Source organism: Streptomyces griseosporeus (assembly GCF_014656055.1).
GTDB classification, from domain to species: domain Bacteria; phylum Actinomycetota; class Actinomycetes; order Streptomycetales; family Streptomycetaceae; genus Streptomyces; species Streptomyces griseosporeus.
On record NZ_BNBR01000004.1, the window covers coordinates 581423 to 599332 of the forward strand.

Below are 17910 nucleotides of genomic sequence, written 5' to 3' on the forward strand. Positions count from 1 at the left end.
TCTTCCGGGGAGCGTGTGCTGTGGAACTCGCCCAAGTACGGCTGCTGGTCACCGACTTCGCCGCGTGTTACCGGTTCTACGGTGAGGTGCTCGGGCTGAAGCCGCAGTCCGGGGCGAGCGAGGGGCCGTACGAGAAGTTCAGCCCCGCGGTGGGGTCCGCGGGGATCGCTCTGCAGGACCGGGCGATGATGGCGTCGGTGCTGGGGGAGTTGGGGGCGGCGGCTACGGGGTACCGGTCGCTGGTGGTGCTGCGGGTCGACGATCTGGACGCGTACTGCGAGGAGATCGTGGGGCGGGGGGCCGTGCTGGTGCACGGGCCTGCGGCGATGACGGACCGGATGCGGGTGGCTCATCTGAAGGACCCCGAGGGGAACTTGGTCGAGTTGCAGGAGTGGTTGTTGCTGCGGGGGTGACGTCGTTGTCGGGTGCGGGTGGGTGGGTGGTTGCTCGCGCAGTTCCCCGCGGTGTGCCTGCGGCGGCCTGTGCGGGTGGGTGGGTGGTTGCTCGCGCAGTTCCCCGCGCCCCTGAATGCCTGCGGCGGCCCGTTTCTGTGGGTGGGTGGCTGGTGTAGCGCCTACGGCTGGGGGGGTGGGTCGGGGCCGCGCCGGGGGGTATCCGTCCTCGGTGCGCCGCTGGGTACGGTCAAATTCGTGCCGTCTGTTTCCGGCGCCCGCTGCGGGCGGACACCCCCCGACACGTCCCCTCCTCGCCGTACGCGTCTACCGCCCGCCGTGGCTGCGGCAGGCCGCCCCGCTGGGCCGGCGCCCACCCGGCAGCGGCGGGCCGCACGCCGACCTAGCTGCGGGCGGCCGCACACATGGACGCCCCTCCGACGTAGCTGCGGGCAGTCGTGCCGCTGGGGCGGCACGGGTGGGCGCAGCGGCACCCCGCAAGCGCCGGGCTGCGCCGCCGACCCCCGGCCCGCGGCAGCGCGGGGTCACCCGATCGTGCCGATGGCTGTATGCGGCCTAGCCGTGTCGGCGGGGTGGTGGCAGGCTGCCGTGCATGGGGGTATTGAGGCGGATTCGGCGTCGGCCGGGCATCGTGGGTGCGGTCGGGCTCGTTGTCGTGGCCGTCGGTGGGGTCGTGGGATGTGATCCCGCCGGGCTCAGTGCCGTGACCGTGGCGTACACGACCGATCAGACCGCCACCGCGGAGCTGCAGCGGCGGCATGTCGATGTGCAGTGGCTCAACTGCAGGGGGAGTTACGGGAGTCGGGGGGCCACGCCGTCCGCGGGTGAGAACACCGTCGCCACCGTCGACTGTGAGGGGAAGACCCGTGACGGGAAGGACATCACCGTCACCGGGAGGGTGACGAAGGCCGTGTCCGGGTCCTGTGTGCGTGGTGATCTCGTCGCCAAGGTCGGTGGGAAGCAGTGGTTCCGCGTCAGTGGGCTCGGGAAGTGTGACGGGACGCCCTCGCCGGTGAAGCCGCCGGCCGGCGACACGCGGCCCGGACAGCCGACGGTCACCGTGACCGTCACCCGGACCGTGTGGTGCGAGGCCGACCCGCACTGCCGGCCCGTCGAGGGCAAGTGATCCGTTTCGCTGTGCCGGGGCGCCCGCGCTGCATAGGGTGATCGTGTGACACAGTCGCCCGCGTCCTACCTCCGGTTTCCGCATCTGCACGGCGATTCGGTGGCCTTCACCGCCGAGGACGACGTCTGGCTCGCGCCGCTCGACGGCGGCCGGGCCTGGCGGGTCAGCGCCGACAACGTGGCCGTGACCCTGCCGCGCATCTCGCCCGACGGCACCACCCTCGCCTGGACCTCCACCCGGGACGGCGCCCCCGAGGTGCATATCGCTCCCGTGGACGGCGGGCCTGCCAAGAGGCTGACGTATTGGGGTAGTTGGCGTACCCAGGTGCGTGGGTGGACGCCCGACGGGCGGGTGCTGGCCCTGACGACGTACGGCCATGCCAGCCTGCGGCGTACCTGGGCGTACGCCGTGCCGCTCGACGGCGGGCCCGCCGAGCGGTTGCCGTACGGGCCCGTCGGGGATGTCGCGTTCGGTCCGCACACCGTGCTGCTGTCCGCCGGTGGTCGCGACGCTGCGCACTGGAAGCGGTACCGCGGAGGTACGGCGGGCAAGTTGTGGATCGACCGGGGCGGGGAGGGGGAGTTCGTCCGGCTGCACGAGGGGGTCGGGGGGAACATCGAGTACCCCTCGTGGGTGGGGGAGCGGATCGCCTTCCTGTCCGATCACGAGGGGACCGGGGCGCTCTACTCGTCCCTTGCCGACGGGTCCGATCTGCGCCGGCACACTCCGCTGGGGTCCTTCTACGCCCGGCAGGCCTCCTCCGACGGGCGGCGTGTGGTGTACATGGCCGGGGGTGAGGTGTGGGTACTCGACGATCTCGACGGGAGTGAGCCTCGGCGGCTCGATGTGCGGCTCGGTGGGCCCCGCGTCGATCAGCAGCCCTACCCCGTCAACGCCGCTCGGTGGTTCTCCTCCGCCTCGCCCGATCACACCGCCCGTGGCAGTGCCGTGTGCGTGCGGGGCAGTGTCCACTGGGTCACCCATCGGGCCGGGCCCGCCCGGGCGCTGGCCGCCGAGCCGGGGGTGCGGGCGCGCCGGCCGCGCGCCTTCCGCGTCGACGGTGAGGACTGGGTCGTCTGGGTGACCGACGCCGAGGGGGACGACGCGCTGGAGTTCGCCCCGGCCGGCGGCCTCGCGCCCGGCGCCACCCCGCGGCGGATCGCGGCCGGTCAGCTCGGCCGGGTGCTCGACCTGGCGGTGGCGCCCGACGGGAGCCGGGCCGCCGTCGCCAGTCATGACGGGCGGGTTCTGCTCGTGGAGCGGGAGAGCGGGGAGGTACGGGAAGTCGACCGCAGTGAGGACGGGGATGTCTCCGGGCTCACCTTCTCGCCCGACTCCGTGTGGCTCGCCTGGGCCCATCCCGGGCCGCGCCCGCTCAGCCAGCTGAAGCTCGCCAACACCACCGACCTGTCGGTCACCGAGGCGACGCCGCTGCGGTTCCAGGACTACGCCCCCGCCTTCACGCTCGACGGCAAGCACCTGGCCTTCCTGTCCTCGCGGTCCTTCGATCCGATCTACGACGAGCACGTCTTCGATCTCGCGTTCCTGGAGACCTCGCGGCCTTACCTGATCACCCTGGCCGCCACCACTCCCTCGCCCTTCGGGCCGCAGCGGCACGGGCGGCCCTTCGACGCGCCGGAGAAGGACGAGACCCCGGAGGGCGAGAGCGGTCCCGCCACGCGGATCGACCTGGACGGACTCGCCGACCGGATCGTGCCGTTCCCCGTCGAGGCCGCCCGCTACTCCAACCTGCGCGCCGCCAAGGACGGTGTGCTGTGGCTGCGCCACCCGGTGCGGGGCGTGCTCGGCGCGTCCCGGGCGACGCCGGACGATCCCGACCCCAAGACCGAGCTGGAGCGCTACGACCTCGCCCAGCAGCGCCTGGAGCACCTCGCCTCCGACGCCGACCACTTCGAGGTCAGCGGCGACGGCAAGCGGCTGCTGCTGTGGGCCGACGACCGGCTGAGGGTCGTCCCCAGCGACCGGCGCGCCTCCGGCGACGACGACAGCGACAGCAACATCGGCGTGGATCTGTCCCGGGTCCGTCATCTGCTCGACCCCGCCGCCGAGTGGCGGCAGATGTACGAGGAGACCGGGCGGATCATGCGGGACAACTTCTGGCGCGCCGACATGGGCGGCGTCGACTGGGACGCGGTCCTCGACCGGTACCGGCCCGTGCTGGAGCGGGTCGCCACCCACGACGACCTCGTCGACCTGCTGTGGGAGGTGCAGGGCGAGCTGGGCACCTCGCATGCCTATGTGATGCCGCGCGGCAGCGCCGGCCACGGGCCCCGGCAGGGGCTCCTCGGCGCCGACATCTCGCGGCACGAGGACGGCCTGTGGCGCGTCGACCGGATCCTGCCCGCCGAGACCTCCGACCCCGCCGCCCGCTCCCCGCTCGCCGCGCCCGGCGTCGCCGTGCGGGCGGGCGACGCGATCGTCGCCGTCGGCGGACGCCCCGTCGACCCGGTGACCGGGCCCGGACCGCTGCTGGTCGGCACGGCGGGCAAGCCGATCGAGCTGACCGTCTCGCCCTCCGGCGGCGGCGACGTCCGGCACGCCGTCGTCGTCCCGGTCGCCGACGAGGAGCCGCTGCGGTACCACGCCTGGGTCGCCGACCGGCGGGCGTACGTCCACGAGAAGTCCGGCGGCCGGCTCGGCTATCTGCACGTGCCCGACATGCAGGCCCCCGGCTGGGCGCAGATCCACCGCGACCTGCGGGTCGAGGTCGCCCGCGAGGGGCTCGTCGTGGACGTCCGGGAGAACCGGGGCGGGCACACCTCGCAGCTCGTCATCGAGAAGCTGGCCCGGCGGATCGTCGGCTGGGACGTGCCGCGCGGCATGCGGCCCTTCAGCTATCCGCAGGACGCGCCCCGCGGGCCCGTCGTCGCCGTCGCCAACGAGTTCTCCGGCTCCGACGGTGACATCGTCAACGCCGCGATCAAGGCGCTCGGGCTCGGGCCGGTCGTCGGCACGCGCACCTGGGGCGGGGTCATCGGCATCGACAGCCGCTACCGGCTGGTCGACGGCACGCTCGTCACGCAGCCTAAGTACGCCATCTGGCTGGAGGGCGTCGAGTGGAGCGTGGAGAACCACGGCGTCGACCCCGACGTGGAGGTCGTCCAGCGGCCCCAGGACCACGCCGCCGGACGCGACCCGCAGCTCGACGAGGCCGTGCGGATCGCCCTGGAGGCGCTGGCGGAGACCCCGGCGAAGACGCCGCCCGCCCTGCCCTGACCGTCCGGGGGGCGTCGTGGCGCTCGATACGATGCCCCCGTAAGAGATCACCCCTGCGTCAGGAGGCACCGATGGCCGGAGAGCCACAGGACGACTGCCTGTTCTGCAAGATCGTCGCGGGCAGCATCCCGGCGACGATCGTGCGCGAGACGGAGACCACGGTCGCCTTCCGGGACATCAACCCGCAGGCGCCCACCCATGTGCTGGTGATCCCCAAGGCGCACCACACGGACGCCGCGGCCCTCGCCGCCGCCGCTCCCGAGCTCGCCGCCGACGTGCTGCGCGAGACCCAGGCGGTCGCCGACGAGGAGAAGCTCGACAGCTACCGCGTCGTCTTCAACACCGGCAGCGGCGCCGGCCAGACCGTCTGGCACGCGCACGCCCACGTCCTCGGCGGCCGTGGGCTGAACTGGCCCCCCGGGTAGGCGTCGTGTCCGTCCGCGAACTCGTCGTCCTCGGCACCGCGAGCCAGGTCCCCACCCGGCACCGCAACCACAACGGCTACCTGCTGCGCTGGGACGGCGAGGGCATCCTGTTCGACCCCGGCGAGGGCACCCAGCGGCAGATGCTGCGCGCCGGGGTCGCCGCCCACGACATCAACCGGATCTGCGTCACCCACTTCCACGGGGACCACTCGCTGGGCCTCGCGGGCGTGATCCAGCGGATCAACCTGGACAAGGTGCCGCACCAGGTCACCGCCCACTACCCGCGTTCCGGGCAGCGCTTCTTCGACCGGCTGCGGTACGCCACCGCCTACCGCGAGACCGTGGAGATCACCGAGGCGCCGGTCGCCGTGGACGGGGTCCTCGCCGACACCGGCGCCTACACGCTGACCGCCCACCGGCTCTCCCACCCCGTCGAGTCCTACGGCTACCGGCTCACCGAGCCCGACGGCCGCCGCATGCTGCCCGACCGGCTCGCCGCGCACGGCATCAAGGGGCCGGACGTGGGCCGCCTCCAGCGCGAGGGCCGGCTGGACGGCGTGGCGCTGGAGGACGTCAGCGAGGTGCGGCGCGGCCAGCGGTTCGCGTTCGTCATGGACACCCGGCTGTGCGACGGCGTGCACGCGCTGGCCGAGGGCTGCGACATGCTCGTCATCGAGTCGACGTTCCTCGACGAGGACGTCGAACTCGCCGAGGAGTTCGGTCATCTGACGGCCGGCCAGGCGGCGGGTGTGGCGCGGGACGCCGGGGTGCGGCATCTGGTGCTGACCCACTTCAGTCAGCGGTACACCGAGCCGGACGAGTTCGAGCGGCAGGCGCGGGCCGCCGGGTTCGAGGGCGAGCTGACCGTGGCGCAGGATCTGCTGCGGGTGCCGGTTCCGAAACGGCGGTAGAACGGCCGTACGATGCTTTGATGTCCCTCCCGAAAGCTGAACTGCACCTGCACATCGAAGGCACCCTGGAGCCCGAGCTGGCGTTCGAGCTGGCCGCGCGCAACGGGGTGACCCTGCCGTACGCCGACACCGACGCGCTGCGCGAGGCGTACCGGTTCGAGGACCTGCAGTCCTTCCTCGACCTGTACTACGAACTCATGGCCGTCCTGCGCACCGAGCAGGACTTCGCCGACCTCGCCGACGCCTATCTCGCCCGCGCCGCCGCGCAGGGCGTCCGGCACGCCGAGATCTTCTTCGACCCGCAGGCCCACACCAAGCGCGGTCTGGAGATCGGCACCGTCGTCGAGGGGCTGTGGCGGGCGCTGGGGCGCAGCGAGCAGACGCACGGCGTCTCCACCCGGCTGATCATGTGCTTCCTGCGCGACGACTCCGCCGAGTCGGCCCTTCAGACCCTGCGCGCGGCCGAGCCGTACCTCGACCGGATCACCGGCGTCGGGCTGGACTCGGCCGAGGTCGGGCACCCGCCGGCGAAGTTCCGCGAGGTGTACGAGCGTGCCGCCGCGCTCGGGCTGCGCCGCGTCGCGCACGCCGGCGAGGAGGGGCCGCCGGAGTACATCACCGAGGCGCTGGACGTGCTGGGGGTGGAGCGGGTCGACCACGGGCTGCGCTGCCTGGAGGACCCGGCGCTGGTCGAGCGGCTGGTGCGCGAGCGGGTCCCGCTCACCCTGTGCCCGCTGTCCAACGTGCGCCTGCGCGCGGTCGACACCCTCGCCGGCCACCCGCTGCCCGCCATGCTCGACGCGGGCCTGCTGTGCACGGTCAACTCCGACGACCCCGCCTACTTCGGCGGCTACGCGGGCGACAACTTCGACGCCGTACGGGACACCCTGGGCCTCGGCGAGGACCGGCTGCGGGAACTCGCCCGCAACTCCTTCCTCGCCTCCTTCCTGGAGGACGACGAGGAGCGCCGGGCCAGGTACCTCGCGGAGGTCGACGCCTATGTCTTCGCTCGTTCGCGTGAAGAAGACGGGGAACGTCACCCGGGGAGGTGAGAGGGGGACAAGGCGGTGCCGAGCGGGGCATAGGGTGCCGCGGTGACCTCCCAAACCACGACCTCCGAAACTACCGAGACGCGTATCGCGCGCTCCGCTGACCTCGGCTCGATCGCCGTCATGTCCTGGGCCCGTGAGGCCCCCGAGGGGACTGTCCCGTTCCTGCTCGCCTGTCCCCTCGGGGACGGTGACAAGGGCCCGGGGGCCGGGTCGGCCGCGGTCGCGCAGATGCTCGACTCCCTCGACCTCCCCCGGGACGGGCAGCTCGTCGACGGCACCAGCCGGCCCAGCATGCCGGTGACCCTGCTCGTCGTGCCGGGCGGCAGCGCCGTGCTCACCATGCCGTACGTCAACGCGCAGATCACCCCGTCCGAGGCGTGGCAGGACGCGGTCGCCGAGCGCGGCTTCGCGTGCCTCATCTTCACCACGCGCCCGTGGACGGGCGAGGACACCGACGACCCCGAGGCGATCGCCGCCTTCGCCAACGCCGAGGAGACCCTCCAGTCCGCGGCGAAGGTCGTCCTGCCCGTGCGCAGCCTGCGCGGCCACTGACCCGCCGGCGGCCGCCGGGCACCGCCGCCCGGCGGCCGTCAGCGCGCCGACGCCTGGGGGAGCGGGGCCGCGGCGGCCGTGTCGTAGGCGCCCCGGGCGGGCAGCGCGGGCGTCTCCAGCGGGATCTCCACGACCGGGATCTCCACCACCGGCAGGACCACCCGGCCGGCCCGCCGGGCCACCACGGTCATCGGGACGGCGACGACCAGCAGCCCCACCGCGAGCACCGCGCCCATCACCGGGAAACCCGCCCACGCCGACAGCAGACTGCCGGCCAGCGGACCGGCCGCCGTGCCCAGCGACGAGGCCGAGCCGGCGAGCACCGCCCAGCGGCCCCGCGGGTCGAGGGAGGCGGCGAGGCCGATCAGATACGACAGCACGATCGGGTAGCAGAGGTTCCAGGCGATCTCACCGGTAGCGAAGACCGGCAGGTCCGCGGCCGACGCGCTGAGCGCGATGCAGCCCGCGATGAGTACCGTGCCCGCGCCGACCGGCACCGCCCGGCCCAGCCGGGGCCCGATCGCGCCCGCGCCGAGCACGCCCAGCAGCCCGGCGCCGAGCGCCACCGCGAAGACCACGCCGACCGTGGCCTCGCTGAGGTGCGCCTGCCGCAGCCCGATCCGGCCGCTGACGCCCCACAGCGCGTTCTGCGCCAGGGACCAGCAGGGCATGGCCGCGACGAGGATCAGCCCGAGGGTGCGGTGGGGGAGCGGCGGGCGGCCGCCCTCCTGCCGGTGGGCGGCGGGCCCGTCGGCCGTACGGGCCGGCAGACGGCCCGTCAGCGGCCATATGGCCAGCGCCGTGAGGGCGATCGCGGCGAGCGGCTGCCCGTGCCCCGGGCCGAGGTGCGGGACCGTCAGGTACACGGCCCCCGCGAGGGCCGACACCCCGAGCAGGCCCAGCGTGGACGTGCGGTGGGGATCCCTCTGCGCGGCGATGCCGGTCGCGGCGACCGCGGTCACCGTGCCGGAGCCGAAGCCGCCGACCAGTGCGCCGGCGACGACGGCCGGGACGGCGTGGGTGAGCGCGGCGCCGCCGTAGCCGAGGGCGGCGAGGAGGAGCCCGGCGCGGGCGAGGGGCCGGGCGCCGATCCGGTCCACACGGGAGGCCAGCAGGAACCCCGCCGTCGCCGACGCCAGCAGCAGCGCGCTGCCGACCGCGCCCGCCTGAGTGGCGGTCAGCGGCAGGGCGGCGTCCAGGCGGCCGACGGTCGTCGGCAGCAGGTACGGGGCGAGGTAGCCGGCCGTGAACAGGGCGACCAGGGGCCAGGGCAGGGGGGAGCGGGGGGCGGACACGGGCGTTCCCAGGGCATGCGAAAGGAAGGGGGGAGAAGAGAGGGGGCGCAGGCCGTCGACGGACAAGAACGCGCGAGGAATTTGTATCAAGCACGCAGTGTGAGAAAAAGCGGGGCGTGTGTGATCTGAGTCACCCATTGGTTTGGGGCGGGGGAGCCAGGGGTAGGCGCCTCGCTTTTCGCGGCTGTCAGCGCCACTGGACGGTGCCGCCGCCGACGGGCGCCGTCGCCTCGATCCGGGCGCGGATCTCCCGCATCACGGCCACGATCCGCGCCTCGTGCTCCGGCGTCAGCCGGGCCACCGGCACCGAGCAGGACACCGCGTCCCGGGCGGGACGGTCGTAGCGCAGCGCGAAGCCGAAGCCGACGATGCCGGGCACGCCCTCCTCGCGGTCGATCGCATAACCGCGGGCGCGGACCTCGGCCAGATCGGCGGCGAGGGACTCCCGGGTGGTGTGCGTGCGCGGGGTGAGCGCCTCATAGGGGCCCTCGGGCAGCTCGCCGTCGGGGCGTTCGGCGAGCAGCGCCTTGCCCAGGGCGCCGGCGTGCGCGGGCAGCCGGCGGCCGACCCGGCTGATCGTGCGCAGGTACTCGTGCGACTCCCGCGTCGCCAGGTACGCCACGCTCCGGCCGTCCAGCCGGGCCAGGTGGATCGTCTCGCCGAGCGCGTCCGAGGCCTCGTCGAGATACGGCCGCACCAGCCGGACCCGCGGGTCGGAGTCGAGGTAGCCGGTGCCGGTCAGCAGTGCGCGCAGGCCGATGCCGTACAGCGAGCCGGTGAGGTCGGTGCGGACCCAGCCGTGCGCGATCAGGGTCTGCAGCAGCGCGTACATCGAGCTGCGCGGCACATCGAGCGCGTCCGCCAGCTCCTGCAGCCGGGCCGGCCGGTCCCCGCGCTCGGCCAGCAGCTCCAGCAGCTCCACCGTCCGCGCCGCGGACTTCACCTCACGGACGCCCCCTGTCTCGGACATGAGCCGATCGTAGACGGGGGTCCGCTCGCCTCGGCGCCCGCGGGCCATTGACGGTCGCTGTCCGTGTATATAACCTCCGTCTTCATACGTAGATGGCGTCTGTCTGGGGAGATGAGTGGGCGTGAGCCTCGCATCCGGTACGGCCCTTCGGATCGCCGGTGTCCGGCTGACGCCGGTCCTCGTCGCCGATCCGCCGCTGCTGAACACGCAGGGCGTCCACCAGCCGTACACCCCGCGGCTCATCGTGGAGGTGGAGACCGCCGACGGGATCACCGGCGTCGGCGAGACCTACGGCGACACCAAGTACCTGGAACTCGCCCGGCCCCTCGCCGACCGGCTGACGGGACATCAGGTCAGCGACCTGAACGGCCTGTTCCGGCTCGCCGACCAGGTCGCCGTGGACCGGTCCCGGATCTCCGGGCAGGTCGACGTGGGCGGGCTGCGCGGCGTGCAGACCGCCGACAAGCTGCGGCTGTCCGTCGCCTCCGCCTTCGAGGTCGCCTGCCTCGACGCCCTCGGCAAGGCCCTCGGCCTGCCCGTGCACGCCCTGCTCGGCGGCAAGGTGCGCGACGCCGTCGAGTACAGCGCCTACCTGTTCTACAAGTGGGACGGCCACCCGGCGGGCGTCGCCGCCGAGAAGGACGACTGGGGTGCCGCGCTCGACCCGGCCGGCATCGTCGCGCAGGCGCGGACCTTCACCGAGCGGTACGGCTTCACCTCCTTCAAGCTCAAGGGCGGTGTCTTCCCGCCCGAGGAGGAGATCGCCGCGATCCGCGCCCTCGCCGAGGCCTTCCCCGGACATCCGCTGCGGCTCGACCCCAACGGCGCCTGGAGCGTGCCCACCTCGGTGCGGGTGGCGCGGGAACTCGGCGACGTCCTGGAGTACCTGGAGGACCCCGCCCTCGGCACGCCCGCCATGGCCGAGGTGGCCCGGCAGACCGGGGTGCCGCTCGCCACCAACATGTGCGTGACGACCTTCGCCGAGATCCCGGAGGCCTTCACGAAGGGTGCCGTCCAGGTCGTCCTGTCCGACCACCACTACTGGGGCGGCCTGCGCAACACCCAGCAGCTCGCCGCGATCTGCCGCACCTTCGGCGTCGGCGTGTCCATGCACTCCAACACCCATCTGGGCATCTCGCTGGCCGCCATGACCCACGTGGCGTCGACCGTCCCCGACCTCCACCACGCCTGCGACTCCCACTACCCCTGGCAGGCGGAGGACGTCCTCACCGAGCGCCTGGTCTTCGACGGCGGCCGGGTCGCCGTACCGGACGCGCCGGGCCTCGGCGTCGAGCTCGACCAGGACCGGCTGCGCTTCCTGCACCGGCGGTGGCTCGACGACGACGGACGCCTGCGCGACCGCGACGACGCGGCCGCGATGCGCGTCGTCGAGCCGGAGTGGGTGACGCCGGCCGTGCCGCGCTGGTAGGAGGCCGGGCCGCGGGGCGGGCGGGGCGGCGCGGGCGGACCGTTGTCAGTGATGTGGTGCACACTGGCTGGAACCGCACCATGTCAGGGAGCGCACCGTGATCGCGTCCGCCTCGCCCGCCGGAAAGGGACCGGCCGGGACCGGAAGGGCCCCCCTCGGCAAGGGGCCGTCGCCCATCACCGAGGGACCGCAGCAGCAGGCCCAGGTCGACCCGCTCGCCGCCGTGCGCGCGCCCGGCGACCCGCCCTGGGACGTCTACCTCACGGGCACCGTCTTCCTCGACATCATCTTCACCGGGCTCGACTCCGCGCCGGTGCGCGGGACGGAGTCCTGGGCGCGCGGCATGGGGTCCAGCCCGGGCGGCGTGGCCAACATGGCGACGGCGCTGGCCCGGCTCGGCCTGCGGACGTCGCTCGCGGCGGCGTTCGGCGACGACCACTACGGCGAGTACTGCTGGGACGCGCTGGAGCAGGGCGAGGGCATCGACCTGTCCCAGTCGCGCACGGTCCCCGGCTGGCACTCCCCGGTCACCGTCTCCATGGCGTACGAGGGGGAGCGCACGATGGTCTCCCACGGGCACGAGCCGCCCCCCGAGGAGACCGCCCCCGACTGCCCGCCCCACGCGCGGGCCGCGGTCGCCTCGCTGGTGCCGGGGGAGCGGGCGCCGTGGATCGCCCAGGCCGCGGCCAAGGGCACGCGGATCTTCGCGGACGTCGGGTGGGACGACACCGGGGCGTGGGATCTGGCGGGGCTCGCCGATCTGGAGCACTGCGAGGCGTTCCTGCCCAACGCGGCGGAGGCGATGCGGTACACCGGCGCGGACTGCCCGCGTGCGGCGGCGCGGGCGCTGACCGCGTATGTGCCGGTCGCGGTCGTCACCCTCGGGGCGGAGGGGGCGTACGCGGTGGACCGGCGGACGGGGGAGACGGCGGAGGTGCCGGCGATCGCGGTGGAGGCGCTGGATCCGACGGGTGCGGGGGATGTGTTCGTGGCCGGCTTCGTCACCGGTACGCTCGCGGGCTGGCCGCTGGCGGACCGGCTGGCGTTCGCCGGGCTGACGGCGGCGTTGTCCGTGCAGGAGTTCGGGGGGTCGCTGTCGGCGCCGGGGTGGTCGGAGATCGCGGCGTGGTGGGAGAAGGTGCGGTCGGTCGACGGGCAGGAACCGGCTGCGCTGCGGCGGTACGCGTTCCTGTCGGGACTGCTGCCTCGGGGGGCGGTGCGGCCTTGGCCGCGGAGGCGGGCGGTTCCTACGATCGGGTTCGGGCGGTCGGCTTGAGCGGTGCCCTGTGCTGCGGCTGACCCGGGTGCGTTGAGGTGCCGTTGGCTCAGGGGCGCCCGGCGCTGGTGCGGGCGGCGCCGCCGGTCGGCTTGCCGGGTGCCCGGCGCTGGTGCGGGGCGGGGGTGGGTCGCGCGGCCCGGCGCTTACGGGGTGCCGCTGCGCCCACCCGTGCCGCCCCTAGCGGCACGACTGCCCGCAGCTAAGTCGGCGGGCGGCCTGGCGCTGTTGGGTGGGGCAGGGCTCTGGGGCACGACTGCCCGCAGCTAAGTCGGCGTGCGGGCCGCCGCTGCTGGGTGGGCGCCGCCCCAGCCGCACGACTGCCCGCAGCTGGGTGAGAGGGGCGGTCTCGGCCGCCCCTACGTGACCCGGGTCAGAAGCCCAGCTTGCGGAGCTGCTTCGGGTCTCGTTGCCAGTCCTTCGCGACCTTTACGTGCAGGTCCAGGAAGACCGGTGTGCCCAGCAGGGCCTCGATCTGGCGGCGGGACTTGATGCCGACCTCCTTCAGGCGCTTGCCCTTGGGGCCGATGATGATGCCCTTCTGGCTGGGGCGCTCGATGTAGAGGTTGGCGTGGATGTCGAGGAGGGGCTTGTCCGCCGGGCGGTCCTCGCGGGGCAGCATCTCCTCCACCACCACGGCGATGGAGTGCGGCAGCTCGTCCCGCACGCCCTCCAGCGCCGCCTCACGGATCAGCTCCGCGATCATGACCTGCTCGGGCTCGTCGGTGAGGTCGCCCTCGGGGTAGAGGGCGGGGCCCTCGGGCAGCATCGGGATCAGCAGGTCCGCCAGCAGGTCGACCTGCTGGTTGGCGGTCGCGGACACGGGGACGATCTCCGCCCACTCGATGCCCAGCTCCTTGCCCAGCTGGTCGATGGCGATCAGCTGCTCGGCGAGCGCCTTGGAGTCCACGAGGTCCGTCTTGGTGACGATGGCGACCTTCGGGGACTTCTTGATCCCCGCCAGCTCCTTGGCGATGAAGCGGTCGCCGGGGCCGATCTTCTCGTTGGCCGGGAGGCAGAACCCGATGACGTCGACCTCGGCCCAGGTCGTACGGACCACGTCGTTCAGCCGTTCGCCCAGCAGGGTGCGCGGCTTGTGCAGGCCGGGGGTGTCCACCAGGATCAGCTGGGCCTCCGGCCGGTGCACGATGCCGCGCACGGTGTGCCGGGTGGTCTGCGGCTGGTTGGCGGTGATCGCCACCTTCTGCCCGACGAGAGCGTTCGTGAGAGTGGACTTGCCCGCGTTGGGGCGGCCGACGAAACAGGCGAAGCCGGCGCGGTGGGCGGTCTCGGCCGGCTGGTCGGATGACTGGGTGCGAACGCTCATGCCGTTCATTGTCCCTGATCCAACAGACCCCGCCGTACCGAGGACCGTCACACGCCCGCCCGGTGAGCTTCCGGAAACCCGCACGCAACGAAACCTCACGGAAACACACCCGTACGCGACCGGAAACGCGCGCCGGTGACCCTCTGACGAGCCCCCGCACCGTTGGAGACAACCGTGACCCTCGCCGCAGCGCACGCCGACACCGGTGACACCGCCTGGCTGCTCGCCGCCACCGCACTCGTCCTGCTGATGACCCCGGGCCTCGCCCTGTTCTACGGCGGCATGGTCCGCACGAAGAGCGTCCTCAACATGCTGATGATGAGCTTCGTGTCGATCGCCCTGGTCACGGTGGTGTGGCTGGCGGCCGGCTACTCCCTCGCCTTCGGCGACGACACGGCCGCCGGGCTGATCGGCGGCCTGGACCACCTCGGGATGGAGGGCCTCGGCCCGGACAGCGTCCAGGGCACCGTGCCCACCGTCCTGTTCGCCACCTTCCAGCTCACCTTCGCCATCATCACCGCCGCGCTGGTCAGCGGCGCGATCGCGGACCGGGCGAAGTTCAGCGCGTGGCTGGTGTTCGTACCGGTGTGGGCACTGCTCGTATACGTTCCCGTCACGCACTGGGTGTGGGGTCCCGGCGGCTGGATCCTCGACAAGCTGGGCGCGCTGGACTTCGCGGGCGGACTGCCCGTCGAGATCACCTCCGGTGCCTCGGGACTCGCGCTGTGCCTGGTCCTCGGCCCGCGGCTCGGCTTCAAGAAGGACGCGATGCGCCCGCACAACCTGCCGATGGTGGTGCTCGGCGCGGGCCTGCTGTGGTTCGGCTGGTTCGGCTTCAACGCGGGCTCCGCGCTCGGCGCCAACGGCCTGGCCGCCTCCGCGTTCCTCAACACACTCGCCGCGGGCTGCACCGGCCTGCTCGGCTGGCTCTTCGTCGAGCAGAAGCGTGACGGCCACCCCACCACCCTGGGCGCCGCCTCCGGCGCGGTCGCGGGCCTGGTCGCGATCACCCCGTCCTGCGGCTCGGTCTCCCTGCTCGGCGCGCTGGCCGTCGGCCTCGCCGCCGGCGTCGTCTGCTCCTACGCGGTCAGCTGGAAGTTCAAGCTGAACTACGACGACTCCCTGGACGTCGTCGGCGTCCACCTCGTCGGCGGGATCATCGGCACCCTGCTGATCGGCCTGTTCGCGGAGAAGGCCATGACGGGCGGCACCGAGGGGCTGCTCTACGGCGGCGGGCTCACCCAGCTCGGCAAGCAGCTCGTGGCGGTGGTCGCCGTCGCCCTGTACGCCTTCGCCGTCACCTACGGGCTCGGCAAGGTCATCGACAGGACGCTCGGCTTCCGGGCGAGCGAGGAGCAGGAGCACACCGGCCTGGACCTTACGGTGCACGCCGAGACGGCGTACGATCACGGCGTCCTGGGGCACGGTGCCCCGGTCAGCTCCTCCGTCGTCCCCACCGCCCAGAAGGTCAAGAGCCAGGCATGAAGCTCATCACCGCGATCGTCAAGCCGTACCGCCTCGACGAGGTGAAGAACGCGCTCCAGGAGCTGGGCATCCAGGGCCTGACCGTGAGCGAGGCCAGCGGCTACGGCCGGCAGCGCGGCCACACCGAGGTGTACCGGGGCGCCGAGTACCAGGTCGACCTGGTGCCCAAGGTGCGCATCGAGGTCGTGGTGGAGGACGCCACCGCCGACGACGTCATCGACGCCATCGTCAAGGCCGCGCACACCGGCAAGATCGGCGACGGCAAGGTGTGGGCGCTGCCCGTCGACACGGTCGTCCGGGTCCGCACCGGAGAGCGCGGCCCCGACGCGCTGTAGGGGGTGTTCCGGGGCCGCGCCAGGTCAGCCCGCGGTGAGGGTCTGCCGTACCTCGCCGTCCGGACCGGCCACCAGCACCGGCGTGCCCGCCCCGCCCAGGTCGCGTACGGCGGCCAGGTCGTCGGCGGGCAGCGACTCCGCCTCGCTCACCACGGCCGCCGCCTCCAGCGACTTCGCGCCGGAGGCCACCGCCATCGCGACGGCCGTGCGCAGCGCGCTCAGCCGCAGCGACTCCAGCGCCACGGTCCCGGCGACATAGGTGCGTCCGGTGTCGTCGCGTACGGCCGCCCCCTCGGGCACACCGTTGCGGGCGCGGGCCGAGCGGGCCAGGGTGACGATCTTGCGGTCCTCGGGGTCGAGCGCGTTGCTGTCGGTCATGATCCGAGCATACGGACGGCCCGCGGGCGCGAGGCTCAGGGGCGGTCCAGCCGCAGCCGCTCGGCGCGGGGCAGGCCCGCCACCACCAGGTCGTAGGAGTCCTCGACCAGTTCGCGGACGAGCCGGTCGGGCAGGCCGCCGTCGACGGTGACCGTGTTCCAGTGCCGCTTGTTCATGTGCCAGCCCGGCACGATCAGGCCCGCGTGCTCGGAGCGCAGCCGGATCGCGTCCTCCGGGTCGCACTTGAGGTTGACCGTCAGGGGCCGCGCGTCCAGGTTCGCCAGGGCGAACATCTTGCCCAGCACCTTGAAGACCGAGGTCTCCGGGTTGAACGGGAAGTCCTCCACGACCGCGTTGAAGGACAGGCACAGGGCGCGCAGCTCCTTCGGCGTCACTCCGCCTTCGCCTCCTCCTGCGGCTCCCAGGCCGGGCCGACCGGCTCCGCGAGCACCGTGACGATCTTGTTGCGGCGGCCGGCCGCGTCCTCCGCCGTCAGCCGCAGCTCCCGTCCGTCGGGCAGCTCCACCACGGACGACGCGCCCGCGATGGGCACCCGGCCGAGCGCCTTGGCGAGCAGTCCGCCGACGGTCTCCACGTCCTCGTCGTCGTAGGCCTCCAGGCCGTACAGCTCGCCCAGGTCGCCGATGTCGAGGCGGGCGGTGACCCGGTAGCGGTCCTCGCCGAGGTCCTCCACGGGCGGCAGCTCCCGGTCGTACTCGTCGGTGATCTCGCCGACGATCTCCTCCAGGATGTCCTCGATGGTGACGATGCCGGCCGTGCCGCCGTACTCGTCGATGACGACGGCGACGTGGTTGCGCGACTTCTGCATCTCGCGCAGCAGGTCGCCCGCGTTCTTGGTGTCGGGCACGAAGAACGCCGGCCGCATCGCGGTGGAGACCAGCTCCGCCTCGGCGTCCCGGCTGATGTGCGTCTTGCGGGCCAGGTCCTTCAGGTACACGACGCCGACGATGTCGTCCTCGCTCTCGCCGGAGACCGGGATCCGGGAGAAACCGGAGCGCAGAGCGAGGCTCAGGGCCTGCCGGATGGTCTTGAACCGCTCGATGACGACGAGGTCGGTGCGCGGCACCATCACCTCACGGACGAGGGTGTCGCCCAGCTCGAACACCGAGTGCACCATGCGGCGCTCCTCGGCCTCGATCAGCGACTCCTTCTCCGCCAGGTCCACCAGCGCGCGCAGCTCCGCCTCGGAGGCGAACGGGCCGCGCCGGAAGCCCTTGCCGGGGGTGAGCGCGTTGCCGATGAGGATCAGCAGCGACGGGATAGGGCCCATCACGCGGGCCAGCGGCAGCAGCACGTACGCCGCCACCGTCGCCGTGTTGATCGGGTGCTGGCGGCCGATGGTGCGCGGGGAGACCCCCACCGCGACGTACGACACCAGCACCATCACGCCGATGGCGACGAGCAGCGCCTCGGTGGTGCCGTCGAACTCCTGCAGGCAGGCATAGGTGACGAGGGCCGCGGCGGCCATCTCGCAGGCCACGCGGACCAGCAGCGCCACGTTGAGATAGCGGGTGGGGTCGGCGGCCACCTGGGCGAGCTTGTCGCTGCCGCGGCGGCCGGACCGCTGGGCCTCCTCGGCGCGGAAGCTGGAGACCCGCGCCAGGCCCGCCTCCGCGCAGGCGGCGAGCCAGGCGACGACGACCAGGGCGATCGCGCCGAGGACGATCTGCGCACTCAT

The 17910-nt window shown here is 73.2% G+C and carries 17 protein-coding genes; 11 read left to right on the forward strand and 6 right to left on the reverse strand.

Features of this window, described 5'->3' with window-relative positions:
- Positions 1 to 20: 20 nt before the first annotated feature.
- The 7 genes from IE308_RS21590 (at position 21) to IE308_RS21620 (ending at position 7716) form a co-directional block, all read left to right on the forward strand.
- On the forward strand, positions 21 to 413 hold the full coding sequence (locus tag IE308_RS21590; protein WP_190219184.1) for a VOC family protein: 393 nt from the start codon (positions 21 to 23) through the stop codon (positions 411 to 413).
- 592 nt (positions 414 to 1005) lie between these two features.
- Positions 1006 to 1539: a hypothetical protein gene (locus tag IE308_RS21595; protein WP_190219185.1), complete on the forward strand. Its 534-nt coding sequence runs from the start codon at positions 1006 to 1008 to the stop codon at positions 1537 to 1539.
- Between the two features lie 45 nt (positions 1540 to 1584).
- Positions 1585 to 4776: a S41 family peptidase gene (locus IE308_RS21600; RefSeq protein ID WP_190219186.1), complete on the forward strand. Its 3192-nt coding sequence runs from the start codon at positions 1585 to 1587 to the stop codon at positions 4774 to 4776.
- 71 nt (positions 4777 to 4847) lie between these two features.
- Positions 4848 to 5201 (forward strand): histidine triad nucleotide-binding protein, encoded by a 354-nt coding sequence (locus IE308_RS21605; protein WP_110628083.1) that lies wholly within the window; start codon positions 4848 to 4850, stop codon positions 5199 to 5201.
- 5 nt (positions 5202 to 5206) lie between these two features.
- Positions 5207 to 6112, forward strand: coding sequence for a ribonuclease Z (locus IE308_RS21610; protein WP_110628082.1), 906 nt, complete (start codon positions 5207 to 5209; stop codon positions 6110 to 6112).
- Between the two features lie 20 nt (positions 6113 to 6132).
- Positions 6133 to 7164 carry an adenosine deaminase gene (locus IE308_RS21615; RefSeq protein ID WP_190219187.1) on the forward strand — a complete coding sequence of 344 codons (1032 nt, stop codon included), beginning with the start codon at positions 6133 to 6135 and terminating at the stop codon, positions 7162 to 7164.
- 42 nt (positions 7165 to 7206) lie between these two features.
- Complete coding sequence (locus tag IE308_RS21620) at positions 7207 to 7716, forward strand: DUF5949 family protein (RefSeq protein ID WP_110628080.1); 510 nt, start codon at positions 7207 to 7209, stop codon at positions 7714 to 7716.
- 38 nt (positions 7717 to 7754) lie between these two features.
- Here IE308_RS21620 and IE308_RS21625 read toward each other — a convergent pair whose 3' ends face one another.
- Both IE308_RS21625 and IE308_RS21630 read right to left on the reverse strand, forming a co-directional pair.
- Positions 7755 to 9011, reverse strand: coding sequence for an MFS transporter (locus IE308_RS21625; protein ID WP_190219188.1), 1257 nt, complete (start codon positions 9009 to 9011; stop codon positions 7755 to 7757).
- Between the two features lie 187 nt (positions 9012 to 9198).
- A complete protein-coding gene (locus tag IE308_RS21630) occupies positions 9199 to 9981 on the reverse strand; it encodes an IclR family transcriptional regulator (RefSeq protein WP_190219189.1) in 783 nt (260 codons plus the stop codon).
- A gap of 121 nt (positions 9982 to 10102) precedes the next feature.
- Here IE308_RS21630 and IE308_RS21635 point away from each other — a divergent pair, with 121 nt between their 5' ends.
- Together IE308_RS21635 and IE308_RS21640 are read left to right on the forward strand one after the other, a co-directional pair.
- Positions 10103 to 11410, forward strand: coding sequence for a glucarate dehydratase family protein (locus IE308_RS21635; protein WP_373314548.1), 1308 nt, complete (start codon positions 10103 to 10105; stop codon positions 11408 to 11410).
- Between the two features lie 97 nt (positions 11411 to 11507).
- A complete protein-coding gene (locus IE308_RS21640; protein WP_110628077.1) occupies positions 11508 to 12686 on the forward strand; it encodes a carbohydrate kinase family protein in 1179 nt (392 codons plus the stop codon).
- Positions 12687 to 13059: 373 nt separating this feature from the next.
- On the opposite strand, the gene era is transcribed toward IE308_RS21640, so the two are convergent.
- Entirely contained in the window at positions 13060 to 14013 is a 954-nt protein-coding gene (era, locus tag IE308_RS21645) for a GTPase Era (protein ID WP_110628076.1), read from the reverse strand.
- Between the two features lie 174 nt (positions 14014 to 14187).
- Between era and IE308_RS21650 the strand changes: the two genes are divergently transcribed.
- Positions 14188 to 15498 (forward strand): ammonium transporter, encoded by a 1311-nt coding sequence (locus tag IE308_RS21650; protein ID WP_190219190.1) that lies wholly within the window; start codon positions 14188 to 14190, stop codon positions 15496 to 15498.
- Positions 15495 to 15833: a P-II family nitrogen regulator gene (locus tag IE308_RS21655; RefSeq protein WP_110628074.1), complete on the forward strand. Its 339-nt coding sequence runs from the start codon at positions 15495 to 15497 to the stop codon at positions 15831 to 15833. The genes IE308_RS21650 and IE308_RS21655 overlap by 4 nt, the downstream gene beginning before the upstream one ends.
- 24 nt (positions 15834 to 15857) lie before the next feature.
- Here the strand turns inward: IE308_RS21655 and IE308_RS21660 are convergent, their stop codons facing one another.
- The 3 genes from IE308_RS21660 to IE308_RS21670 are packed head-to-tail and all read right to left on the reverse strand — an operon-like array spanning position 15858 to position 17910.
- Positions 15858 to 16211: a cytidine deaminase-like protein gene (locus IE308_RS21660; RefSeq protein WP_190219191.1), complete on the reverse strand. Its 354-nt coding sequence runs from the start codon at positions 16209 to 16211 to the stop codon at positions 15858 to 15860.
- 35 nt (positions 16212 to 16246) lie between these two features.
- A complete protein-coding gene (locus IE308_RS21665; protein WP_190219192.1) occupies positions 16247 to 16606 on the reverse strand; it encodes an MmcQ/YjbR family DNA-binding protein in 360 nt (119 codons plus the stop codon).
- On the reverse strand, positions 16603 to 17910 hold the full coding sequence (locus IE308_RS21670) for a hemolysin family protein (RefSeq protein ID WP_190219193.1): 1308 nt from the start codon (positions 17908 to 17910) through the stop codon (positions 16603 to 16605). Before IE308_RS21670 ends, IE308_RS21665 begins: the two co-directional genes overlap by 4 nt.